The sequence below is a fragment of the Desulfobacula toluolica Tol2 genome (assembly GCF_000307105.1).
GTDB classification, from domain to species: Bacteria; Desulfobacterota; Desulfobacteria; order Desulfobacterales; family Desulfobacteraceae; genus Desulfobacula; species Desulfobacula toluolica.
In genome coordinates this window covers 615,591-627,937 of record NC_018645.1, presented here as the reverse complement: position 1 = coordinate 627,937, position 12,347 = coordinate 615,591, and the positions used below count along the sequence as shown (strand labels likewise).

General features: G+C 42.3%; 11 protein-coding genes. 4 read left to right on the top strand and 7 right to left on the bottom strand.

Translation table 11 applies throughout. From position 1 onward, the window contains the following. The first annotated feature begins 182 nt into the window (after positions 1–182). A complete protein-coding gene (locus TOL2_RS02870; protein WP_014956048.1) occupies positions 183–917 on the top strand; it encodes a metal-dependent hydrolase in 735 nt (244 codons plus the stop codon). A 308-nt stretch (positions 918–1,225) separates the two neighbouring features. After that, a complete protein-coding gene (locus TOL2_RS02865; RefSeq protein ID WP_014956047.1) occupies positions 1,226–1,768 on the top strand; it encodes a rhodanese-like domain-containing protein in 543 nt (180 codons plus the stop codon). 253 nt (positions 1,769–2,021) lie between these two features. On the opposite strand, the gene acs is transcribed toward TOL2_RS02865, so the two are convergent. The 7 genes from acs to fumC form a co-directional block, all read right to left on the bottom strand. Further along, positions 2,022–3,989, bottom strand: a complete 1,968-nt coding sequence (gene acs, locus TOL2_RS02860; protein WP_014956046.1) for an acetate--CoA ligase — start codon at positions 3,987–3,989, stop codon at positions 2,022–2,024. A 75-nt stretch (positions 3,990–4,064) separates the two neighbouring features. Beyond that, positions 4,065–5,351 (bottom strand): L-lactate MFS transporter, encoded by a 1,287-nt coding sequence (locus tag TOL2_RS02855; protein WP_014956045.1) that lies wholly within the window; start codon positions 5,349–5,351, stop codon positions 4,065–4,067. A 245-nt stretch (positions 5,352–5,596) separates the two neighbouring features. Further along, positions 5,597–7,072, bottom strand: coding sequence for a sigma-54-dependent transcriptional regulator (locus TOL2_RS02850; protein WP_014956044.1), 1,476 nt, complete (start codon positions 7,070–7,072; stop codon positions 5,597–5,599). Positions 7,073–7,096: 24 nt separating this feature from the next. Continuing rightward, positions 7,097–8,638 (bottom strand): cache domain-containing protein, encoded by a 1,542-nt coding sequence (locus TOL2_RS02845; protein WP_014956043.1) that lies wholly within the window; start codon positions 8,636–8,638, stop codon positions 7,097–7,099. Positions 8,639–8,645: 7 nt separating this feature from the next. Beyond that, a complete protein-coding gene (locus TOL2_RS02840) occupies positions 8,646–9,158 on the bottom strand; it encodes a dihydrofolate reductase family protein (protein WP_014956042.1) in 513 nt (170 codons plus the stop codon). A gap of 105 nt (positions 9,159–9,263) precedes the next feature. Continuing rightward, positions 9,264–9,476, bottom strand: a complete 213-nt coding sequence (locus tag TOL2_RS02835; RefSeq protein WP_014956041.1) for a hypothetical protein — start codon at positions 9,474–9,476, stop codon at positions 9,264–9,266. 61 nt (positions 9,477–9,537) lie between these two features. Continuing rightward, positions 9,538–10,929, bottom strand: a complete 1,392-nt coding sequence (fumC, locus tag TOL2_RS02830; protein ID WP_014956040.1) for a class II fumarate hydratase — start codon at positions 10,927–10,929, stop codon at positions 9,538–9,540. 535 nt (positions 10,930–11,464) lie between these two features. Between fumC and TOL2_RS02825 the strand changes: the two genes are divergently transcribed. Continuing rightward, positions 11,465–11,701, top strand: a complete 237-nt coding sequence (locus TOL2_RS02825) for a hypothetical protein (RefSeq protein WP_014956039.1) — start codon at positions 11,465–11,467, stop codon at positions 11,699–11,701. Between the two features lie 11 nt (positions 11,702–11,712). Beyond that, positions 11,713–12,273 (top strand): HAMP domain-containing protein, encoded by a 561-nt coding sequence (locus TOL2_RS23355; RefSeq protein WP_083863443.1) that lies wholly within the window; start codon positions 11,713–11,715, stop codon positions 12,271–12,273. Positions 12,274–12,347: the final 74 nt, after the last annotated feature.

Below are 12,347 nucleotides of genomic sequence, written 5' to 3'. Positions count from 1 at the left end.
CAGGCAGATAGAATTTTAACACACAGTCTCTTTTTTTCCTTTTTTTGCGCTATGATCATTTTAAATATTTAATTACTAGTTCAACATCTACAATAGATTGTTACAAATTTAAAATTTTATGATATTAATGTTTTTTTTAGTTGTTTAATAATATATAGCAACCGTATCACCGGGCAGGAAAAGTGGCTGATTTTAAAACACATTTTACAATAACCAGTATCGGCAGCAGCATTGCATCCACAATACTTTTTGCATCGGCGATTGCCACGCCCCAGGAAGTTCTTCTCTACTTTACTCTCGGCGTGGTTGGCGGTCTTTTACCGGATATTGATTCAGACAATTCCCTTCCCGTTCGGATACTTTTTACGTTTATTGCAACCGTCATATCCTTTCTTGTGATGTTCAAGCAGCCGCCTGAAAATACAGCTGTCGAACTGCTACTTGTATGGATGGGAAGCTTTGTCTTTATAAAATATTTTCTTTTTTCATTTTTTACAAGAATAACAGTCCACCGAGGCATCATCCACTCGATACCCGCCTCTGTTTTTTTCGGGCTTATCAGCACTATACTGCTTTACCGCATTTTTCATTTTAATGAATTTGTCGCCTGGATGGCAGGCATGTTTGTTTTTGGAGGATATATCATCCATCTGCTTTTAGATGAGCTGTACAGCCTAAATCTTAAAGGTTTAGGAATTAAAAAATCAGCAGGAACCGCATTTAAATTCGGGAATGCATCAGATCTCAAGTCCACATTTTTTATCTACCTTGCAATTGTTCTTCTGTTCTTTTCCACACCTGAACACAACCATTTTTTTTCAATATTTTTTGACACCAGCACCTACCGTCACCTGAAATTTTTTCCCAGTGACAATTGGTTCAGTGAATTGATGTTTTACCAATCAAAATTCCCTTAATTTCCAGCACCCCCATTAAATTCGAACACATAAGATTAACAAACAAAACATACCAATGATGACAGTGAACCAGCAATTTTCAGCTCATCTGGAAAAAAATTGTATTATTTGCGCTTTCTTGAAACTCTTCTTTATAATCAAAACGTTGTTAAAAGCATAATGACACAAAACTGACAATTGGTTCGGTTAAAATTTTTGTTGACATAAAAAAAAGAAAATGAATATATATCTTCCGGTATTATCCAATATAATCGCAGCTTCATAATGGTTTAAAAACCTCATCGTACACATAAAAAAAGGAGATCAATATGAAAAGAAAAATGATGGCATTTCTGCTGGCTCAATTACTGGTATTTAGTTTTTCTATAACCTGTTTTGGGGCTTCAACACTTCCCCCAAAAAAACAGACCGTACTTGCCAAATATGTGACAGCGAAACAAGCGTATGAAAAATACTCCCAGGACCCGGCCAACGTCAAGATCCTTGATGCCAGAACCATAGGTGAATATGTGTTTGTGGGCCACGCCCCCATGGCGGTTAATATCCCCCTAAAATTCCTGGACCGCGGATTGACAGACAAAAATAAGCCTGTGATGCCGACAAATGAAAATTTTGTATCCGAGGTGATGAAACGATTCAAAAAAACGGATCAGATCCTTGTGATGTGCAGGTCTGGTGCCAGAAGCGCAGCCTGTGTCAATTTGCTTGCCAAAGCCGGATTCAACGATGTTTACACCATTACCGACGGGTTTGAGGGAGACAAGGACGATCAAGGTCAAAGAACCGTGAATGGATGGAAAAACTCAGGTGCGCCCTGGACCTTTAAACTTGATCCGGCATTGGTCTATTAAACGATTCAGGACACTTTAGAGTGAAATCAAATTGATGAGAAAATTATCATCGTTTATCTCTCCGTATCAGGCAATAATTTAAGCTCGCCAGAACACACTAGCAGAACATACAGAATAAAGGGCCGGTCTGAACATCCCATGGATTTCAAACCGGCCCTTTCATGTAAAGCGTATCCGATCAAGGGCGCTTTTTATGTCTTTTAAACACCACTTTTTATAATACCAGGAGCTTGTCAGGCCATATGAAACGATTTTAATTACTTGTTAATTCCTTATGGTTTTCGATCAGGCTGCCCACCACCTCGGGATCTGCAAGGGTGGAGATGTCACCTAAGCTGTCAAACTCATCAGTTGCGATTTTTCGCAAAATCCGGCGCATAATTTTGCCTGACCGGGTTTTAGGCAATGCAGGTGCAAAATGGATAATATCAGGTGTGGCAATTGGCCCGATCTCCTTTCTGACGTGCAGTTTGAGCTGGCTTAACAATTCATCGCTCGGGGTTGCACTGACATTGAGGGTGACAAATGCATAAATACCCTGACCTTTAATGTCATGGGGAAAGCCGATCACTGCGGCTTCGGCCACCTCCTTATGACTGACCAGGGCGCTTTCAACCTCGGCCGTCCCCATCCTGTGGCCGGACACATTGATGACATCATCCACACGTCCTGTGATCCAGTAATAACCGTCTTCATCCCTGCGGCATCCGTCACCGGCAAAGTAATAGCCGTCAAACATCTGAAAATAAACTTTTTCAAATCTTTCATGATTATTGTAAACAGTTCTCATCTGGCCGGGCCATGGTTCTTGTATGGCCAGGATACCGTCACAAGCCCCTTCAAGGGGTTTTCCCTCTTCATTTAACAGCACCGGATTAACACCGAAAAACGGCAGGGTGGCTGACCCCGGTTTCTGGTCAATGGCATAGGGAAGAGCCGTAATCATGATGCCTCCGGTTTCAGTCTGCCACCAGGTATCCACGATCGGGCATCTTTCTTTGCCCACATGTTTAAAATACCATTTCCAGGCCTCGGGATTAATGGGTTCGCCAACCGATCCCAACAATCTTAAAGATGAAAGATCATATTTTTCAACCCATTGCTCCCCCTGAGCCATCAATGCCCTTATGGCTGTGGGAGCTGTGTAAAACTGGTTTACCTTCCATTTATCCACTGTGGCCCAGAACCGTCCAGGATCAGGATAATTGGGGACCCCCTCAAACATGATGCTTGTGGCACCTTGTGAGAGGGGACCGTAAACAATGTAGCTGTGCCCGGTTACCCAGCCGATATCAGCAGTACACCAGTAGATGTCGTTGTCATGGTAGTCAAAAATATATCTGAAAGTGATACCGGTATAAACCATGTAGCCGCCTACATTGTGTTGCACACCTTTGGGCGTTCCTGTTGATCCTGAGGTGTAAAGGATAAACAAAGGATCTTCTGCATCCATCCATTCCACGGGACAATCCATGCTTTGCGCCTGGATCTGCTCATGCCACCACACATCCCTGCCCTGTTTCATTTCAACCTCGGAACCGGTTCGATTGACCACAACACAGCACTCCACCAAATGCCCCTGTTTCTCACACAGATCCATAGCCGTATCTGCATTGCCTTTTAACGGAACAGCCTTAGCCCCCCGCATAACACCATCAGAGGTAACAAGAACTTTACAAAGGCTGTCCAGTATACGGTTAGACAAGGCGTCTGCGGAAAAACCGCCAAAAACAATACTGTGAATGGCACCGATTCTGGCACATGCCAGCATGGTGACGGCAAGCTCCGGTATCATGGGCATGTAAATGGCTACCCGGTCGCCTTTTTGTACGCCTTTGGATTTTAAAACATTGGCAAATTGACAAACCATTTCATAGAGTTCTTTGTAGGAAATTTCACGGTCTTCGCCAATACTGTTTCCTTCCCATATCAAGGCGGTTTGATCGCCCCTGTCTTTTAAATGACGGTCAAGGCAATTGTAAGTAATATTTGTTTTGCCGCCCTTGAACCACTCAATATTAATAGGGCCTTTGGAAATGCTGTAGTTATAATCCCGGACACTGTCCCAGCGTTTTTCCCAGTAGAACTGATCCGCCATTTGTGTCCAAAATTCTTCTGGTTTCTCAATAGACTGATCATACATCTGTTTGTACTCATCCATTGTTTTGATCCAGGCATTTTTACGGTACTCATCAGGTGCGTGAAATTTAAATTCGCTCATTTTACCTCCTTTTTTCAATTAAAACCGTATACAAAATTGATGTCACTATTTTCGGCAGTTGTAAAGAACTTTGTCTTAGGTCTCTTCAGGTACGGGAGTTGCGATAAATTCAGGTTGCTCTTCAATTTTAATTACAGGTTCAGTTGCTGGAGCCTTAGTCGTCAAAGCCACAACCGCTCCGACAAGAAGCAGTCCTGATGCAAGAATATATGCCATCCTGGGAGTATTGGTATAAGCTATGATCATTTGAGAAACCCTTGGGAATATAAATCCTCCCACACCCCAGGCACTGAATACCAGCCCGTAATTAACACCGAAATTTTTTAAACCGAAAAAATCTTTGGTAGCGGACGGAAACAAGGAAAGGTTGGTGCCGTAATTAAAACCTATGAGCATAGCGGCAATAACCAAAAGCATGACCTGGGCAGGTGTGATAAACAAGAGTGAAAAGATGACAATGGCCTGAAAAATCAACATGATAAAAAGAGTGTTAGCCCGTCCGATACGATCAGATAGTATCCCTGCAATGACCCGTCCGGACGCGTTTCCCACTGCCATCAAAGCCACAACCACCCATGCCATATGACCCATGCCGTGTTTTGCCATCCCGGCCACACCGCCTATTATCATAAGGCCTGCACCAGAGGCGATACAAAAAATAATCCATAATTTATAAAAGGTGACTGTACGAAGCATTTTTCCGGGTTCAAAATCAATGCTTGTGTTTGCCGTGGAATTTTTATTTTGAATTGTTTGGGGATGAACATAACCGTCAGGCGGATTCACAAGAAATTGCGCAAGAGCAGATACAATAACAAGAAAGGCAATACCAAAAATCAGCATAGACTGGGAAAGCCCGAACTTGTCGATTAAAAATATGGCCAAAGGGGCGATATAGACCGATGCCAGACCGAATCCTGCCACTACGATACCTGCGATCATGCCTGTTTTGGCAGACGGAAACCATTTAATGGCAGGTGGTGTGGCTGATGCATAGCCAAATCCAAGCCCCATACCCGTGAAGATCCCGAATCCTATTATCCAGCTTATCCATGAAGTTGAAAATGAAATGAGAATCAAGCCAAGCCCTGTGAGAATACCGCCGATAACAGCCGTAATCCTGGGACTGAGTCGGTCTTGAACACGGCCGGCAAAAATCATGGTAAAGGCAAAGACCAGACAGCAGACGGCATAAGGGTCGTTTAAAGACGCAAGGCTCCAGTTAAAAAGACCGTCGCCTGCCACAATTGACTCTTTGATGCTCATCTTAAAAATACTCCAGGTATACAATATTCCCAATGCCAGATTGATACCCAGTCCTGCCATTGTTACACGCCAGCCTAGATTTTTAATTTTCTCCATGAGCAATTCTCCTTTAATTAATAATTGTTATTCATTTATTATTAAAGCAAGTATTGTGCCCAATGACGTTAAGATTATATCTATTTGTTTTTATTGAATTTATTTAGAATGGTAGAGTTGATTAAACTTAAAAAAGAGTACAACAAAAGTTGTAGGAAAACAAACAATGCCGAGCGGATGCTCGGCAGAACCGATCAAAGCAAAGAATCCACAACTTTTGTTGTAGATACAACTTTTGTTGTAAATTAGTTTTTATCTTGTTCCTGTTTTAACTTTTTCAGCCGCTTACTCAAGGCCTGTTGAGAGATGCCCAGAATTCCCGCTGCAGCGGACTGGTTTCCGCCGGTTTGCTTCATAGCCTTTTCCACAAGCTCTCTGGAGGCTTCTTTAAGGGTGGGAAGAGAGACAGACGAATCCTTGTCTGGCCCGGCCCCGGATTCAAATGACCCGGATACGGTTTCGCCTGATCCAAATGAGCTTGATCCAAATGAGCTTGATCCAAAAATGCCCGATCCGACTATGCCCAGGCCCTTGAACAGATCCGCTGTCATAGGTCCTTTCCGATATCGTGAAATAGCGTCATACACCATGGATTTCAACTCCCGTATATTGCCCTTGAACGGATAAGTTTCCATCTGTTCAATCAATATTTTGGGAAGTTCGGGAACCGGTTTGTCCAGTTCATTGGCGGCCTGGCATATGAAACGGTCCAGCAGCAGCGGCAGATCCAGAAGACGGTCCCGGAGGGGAGGCAGGGTAAGGGTGTGGGTGGAAAGCCTGTAAATCAAGTCTTTTCTGAAAACCCCTTTTCTTTCAAGGTTCCACAGATCCCGGTTGGTGGCGGCAACAACCCTGGCATCTGACTGTCGTGTCTTGTCAGACCCCAAGGGCAGGTATTCCCTTTCCTGAAGCAGACGAAGCAGTTTAACCTGAGAGGTTAAGGCAAGATCTCCTATTTCATCCAAAAAAAGCGTGCCCCCGGCCGCCTGTTCGATCAGGCCGGGCCTTGAAGTTTGTGCCCCGGTAAACGCCCCGGGAACATGCCCGAAAAGCGTATCGGAAAAAATATTGTCATCCAGTCCCGCCACATTGACCACAACCAGTTTTCCCTTTCTCTGGCTCAACTCATGAATGGACTGGCCAATGAGTTCCTTTCCCACTCCGGTTTCCCCAAAAACAAGGACCGGCTGAGAAGACGGGGCAATGGCCTCAATATAGTGAAAGATGGAGTGCATCTTTTCATCCTGAGTGATAATATGGGCAAATGCCTTGGGATTTTTAATCTGGGCAAACAATTCTGTTGGCAGAGTCATCTTGGCTTTGTTTTCCAGGTTGATCAGGGCCAGTGCCTGTTCGACTGCAGCCAGGAGCCGCTTTTCCTCCACCGGTTTGACCACATAATCCATGGCCCCTATTTTCATGCAGTTTACAGCCGTATCCACGTCAATTGCACCTGTAAGAATAATAACAGGTATCCTGGGATAAGTTTTACGAATAATTTGAAGCAACCGCCTGCCGTTGATATGGGGCATATTCAAATCCAGGATCATCAGACACGGAATCTGACGTTCCATTTGCCGGATAACATCCCTGGCATCGCTGATGGTGATAATATTGTCCATACCCGCCATTCTCAGGCAGGTATCTACAGCCAGAAGAATTTCCGGTTCATCGTCAACAATAAAAATAGGCCGGTCCAGGGTATGTTGTCTGTTTGCCATTATTGTATATTGTATCCTGCTGATTTAAACCTTGTTCTCAACACGGCTCACCGGTAAAAATATTTTTACGGTCAGACCTTTTCCAAATTCCGAATAAAATTCCATTATCCCCTTGTGATCATACACAATCTTCTCTGAAATAGAAAGCCCGAGACCGGTCCCCCCATGATCTCTTTTGGTTGTAAAAAAAGGCTCTTTCAGCTTGTTCAAATCTCGTGGATGAACTCCCGGTCCGGTATCGGACACCTCTATCACAATAAAACCGGAATTTAGAGAAATTGAGGTTTTCACTTGAATTGACTGTTCCGGGGTTTCAAGGGCCTGACAGGCATTCACCACCAAATTGATCATCACTTGCTGCAGTTGCTGAAAATTACCTGAAATCTTTGGCAACCCCTCTTCCAGATCAACCGACAGGTGATGGGTTGCTTTTTTCAATATGGAACGGGTCAGGTCCAGGGATTTTCCAACCACACTATTAATATTGATATCATCATCCATTTCAACCCTTGTGGGCCGAGAAAAATCCTTTAACTCGGTGATGATTCTTTTTATCCGTGCAGCACTGTCTTCCATTGACGTCAACATCATCTCAATGCGGTTGGAAAGATCTTTGTAAGGCATATTGCAGACAACAGCATGCTGTTGCTGCTTAAAATGATCATCCAGAATCGGAGTAAATGATGCCCAGGCTTTTTTAAGATTCGGTGCATTGAGCATCAACGAGGTGGCGGGATTATTGATTTCATGTGCAACTCCTGCCACCAGTATGCCCAAGGAGGTCATTTTATCTGCCTGAAGCAATTGTTTATCCCTTAAACGGGATTGTTCCATTGCCATTATCCGTTGTTTTTCACCCTTTGTTCCCTGCCATACAATATACCCGGACAAGAGCAAAAACAGCATCAAAATTCCGGAACAAGTATAAATCAATTGGTGTGTAATGGTAAGAATCTCCTGTCTGACATCTTCAACATAGATACCTGTTCCGATAATCCATCCCCAGGGGGCAAACCCCTTTACATAGGAAATTTTGGGAACAATTTTATTGGAATCCCCCTTCCATTGCCACAGATAATCCACAAACCCGGCATCTTTTTGTTCCACGATTTTAACCATATCAACAAACAAAAGCTTGCCTGCAGAGTCTTTAAAATCAGACATATCCCTGCCCTCAAGATCCGGGCGGTAGGGATGCATGATCATTCCGGGAGTCATGTCATTTATCCAGAAATAATCTTCTTGTTCAGGGCCGTATTTTAATTGCTGCAAATGGGTGATGGCGGCAAGTTTTGCTTCTTTTTGTGAAATCAAACCGCGTTGGGCTTTTGAATAAAAAAAATCCAATGTACTCCACGCTGTTTCAGTCAGATGCATAATGCCTTCTCTTTTACCGTCCATCATATTTTTTTCCAAAAGGGGAATGATTAAAAAGAAAATGGTCAGGATAAAAAGAAGAATGGTTAATGTTACAGGAATAATAAGTCTTACTGGAAGGGTTTTCAAAAACAAAGGTGTTTTTTCAAAATCCGGTTCTAATGCGTTTATTTTTTCAGATGAAGACATTCAATTTTTAGTATGATTCTTTTTTAACCCTGTATATCAATAACACATGGCCCTCATCAATTTTTTTGACTTCCATCAGTTCCAAACGGGTATCCAGAATTTCATTAAACAAGGACATACCTTTGCCGAAAAACCTTGGTACAATGGTGAGATGGATTTCATCCACCAGATTTTCTTGTAAAAACAAGGTATTCACAACTGATCCGCCAACAAGTGTTGCACAAGTTAAGCCCTGTGCTTCAAGTTCTTTTAAAACCTGCTTTGGTGTCTGGTCGGTAAAAATCAGATCCGTGTTTTGGCTTGTCCTTTTTTTGTTCCTTGTCATGACAATATTTTTGCGGTCAGGCAACACTTTCCCGATGGTATCAAATGTTTTCGAGCCCATGATCATGGCTCCTGCCTTTCGTGTGACATCAACAAAATATTGTTTGTCTGCTTTTCCGGTCCAGTCAACCAATTGCATGGAATTTCTTGCAATCATCCCGTCTGCTGTAACAGCCATCAAGAGTATCACTTTCATTGTTTACTATCCTTTTTTAACGCCTCCGATCTTATGCATATAGATCTTATTCATCCGGATCTCATGCACCCGGATCTAAGGCGTAAGGTCTCAAGTTATCGGGTCTCAGTCACTTGGCCATTTCATATTTTTTTCTTCAACAAAATAACAAAATCTGTCCCAGTTCACCTCTTTTTTTGAAATCGGACACCTAAGGGTAACCTTGGTTTCACTCAAATCAATAACCTCCCAGTCACCGGATCGTCTTGATCCCTCAATTCGTATCTTTTGCCCGAGTTTGAACGGATAAGGCGTAAACACTGTCACATCATTATTCATAGCATTGGCTCCTGTTTTAATTAAATATTCATTGCTTATTTTCAGAGTATAAGCTCTTTTTTCACGGACGTCCAATCATCTTGTTGGGATCTACCCATTGATCAAACTGATAGTTGGTAACAATTCCCAGTTCAAGGCCTGCCTGTTTGAGTGTTTTGTTTTCTTCCTGGGCTTTTTTTGCAATCCTGGCAGCCTGTTCATAACCGATATGTGGATTTAAGGCCGTCACCAGCATAAGCGATTCTTGAAGACATTTTGCAATTTTTTCACGATTGGGCTCCATTCCGTCCACACAATTATTTTTAAAAGACAAGGCAGCATCACCCATGAGCCGGGCAGATTCCAAAAAATTATAAATAATAACCGGCTTGAACACATTCAGCTCAAAATGTCCGTTTGCCCCGCCAATGCCGATGGTGACATCATTTCCCATAACCTGGGCACACACCATGGTTAATGCTTCTATCTGGGTGGGATTCACTTTTCCCGGCATGATGGATGAGCCGGGTTCATTTCCAGGCAGCATCAGTTCACTGACACCACAGCGCGGCCCGGATCCTAACAATCTTATATCATTAGCTATTTTCATGAGACTGCCTGCCATGGTTTTCAATACCCCATGAGTGGTCACAAGGGCATCGTGTGCGGCCAGGGATTCAAACTTATTGGGCGCTGTAATAAATGTATAACCGGTCAGATCGGAAATGGCTCCGGCCACTTTTTTATCATAGCCTATTGGCGTATTCAGGCCGGTCCCCACAGCAGTTCCCCCCAATGCCAGCTCAGACAGGTGGGGCAAGGTGTTGTCAAGGGCGCAAAGACCATGATCCAGCATTGAGGCATAGCCGGAAAATTCCTGTCCCAGTGTCAAAGGGGTTGCATCCATCATATGAGTCCGGCCGATTTTTACGATATCGTTCCAGGCAACTGCTTTTTTTTCCAAAGAGGATTTCAATTTTTTAAAACAGGGGATGGTATGATCTGCAAGCATTGTGAATGCCGCGATATTCATGGCCGTTGGAAAGGTATCATTTGATGATTGGGATTTATTGACATCATCATTAGGATGAACCAGGCGTTTTCCCTTTCCAAGCTGGTTGCCCAGCAGCACATGGGCACGGTTGGCAATCACTTCATTCACATTCATGTTGGACTGGGTGCCTGATCCTGTCTGCCAGACAAGCAAAGGGAAATGATCCTCCAGACTACCACTGATAATTTCATCACAGACCCGGATAATAATATCTTTCCTGTCCCGGGACAGCACCCCTAAATCATAATTTACCACTGCCGCAGCTTTTTTTAAAATTCCAAATGCCCGAATAACCTCCAACGGCATTTTTTGGCGTCCGATTTTAAAATTATTTATGGATCTTTGGGTCTGAGATCCCCAGTATTTATCCAAAGGGACACTGACCTGCCCCATGGTGTCTGTTTCTATTCTTGTTTGCATAAAAATCTCCCATGACTGTTATATGAAAGAGCTTCCAACCAGCTGGAATCAAAATTCTTTCATTTTTTATTATGGTAAATCAATCTGCCATGGCCGTTAATTAAGAAATTTGACAATACCTTAACATAACATCAAAAATAAAGCCAAAAACTTGATGAATGAAAAACAAAAAAAGAATGCCTTTTAATTTATGAAGTATAAATATATATGTGACTTGCGGGCAGACAACAAATCCGGTATTGATAAAGATTAAAAATCTATCTGAGCTTATGCTTATAAAACATAAGCACTAACATTTATATAAGTCAGTTCGGACAAAAATTGAAGGATTGAAGGCGCTATATTTTTTGATGACCGTGGGTATGATGACAGTGTTGACGGCTATGTCTTAGGCCTTGTTGTTCCCATCAGACAAGTCAACCGGATAATCGGTATATTAAAATGCAATATCAATATCCTCGGCAGTATCAGTGAATTACTGTCCTGTGAAAAGGACAAATTAATCGGAAACTTCAAACTGACCCGATCCGGTGGAATGGTTGTCTTTGAAGAAGGTTTTGAACCACTGAGTACAAGAATTCATGATTCTATTCTTATAAGATTGAAAAACCAGAATAATGAGTCTTTCATTCTCAATGATTCTGAAAAAAAATATCTTGTAGGAATTTCAGAGATAAAACTTACAAAAGGGGGCAATGGCATGCTTTTGGGGGAACATTTGAATCGGTTGACCATAAAAATGGCAACACGGATGAATCATGGTATGTTATAAGTTATCGTGAAATGAAAGGAATTCGAACACCTTTAATTGAGTTCATAGAATCGATGATGTTAATAGGCATTGCAATAATTTTTATTTTAGTATTGATTTCCTATATATTTGGCCAAAAAATTGCCAAACCTCTTGCAATACTTGATACAGCTACCCAAAAAATTGGAAAAGATGATTTTAAATACCGAATTGATATGAAGCAAAATGATGAATTTGGCAATTTAGCCATTTCATTCAACAGCATGGCAAAAAGCCTTCAACACAGCACTACATCCATAGCAATTCTTGAAAAAGAAGTTGCCGCTCGCAGGAAAGCGGAAAAAGAACAAGAAAAATTAATCAAAGAGCTGCAAGAATCACTTGAAAATGTCAAAACATTAAGCGGTTTACTACCGATCTGCGCCAAATGCAAAAAAATCCGAAACGATGAGGGATATTGGGATTCTTTGGAAGAATATATACAGACTCATTCCAATATTTTATTCAGTCATAGTTTGTGTTCTAAATGTTCCGATGCCCTTTATGGCAATGAAGACTGGTATATGGAAATGAAAAAAGATGATTTGAAATGACAATATGCTTGTTTCCAAACAACTGCTAAAGGCAGACCAGAGTTGGTCTTTAGACTGGATTTGCCTACGACAAA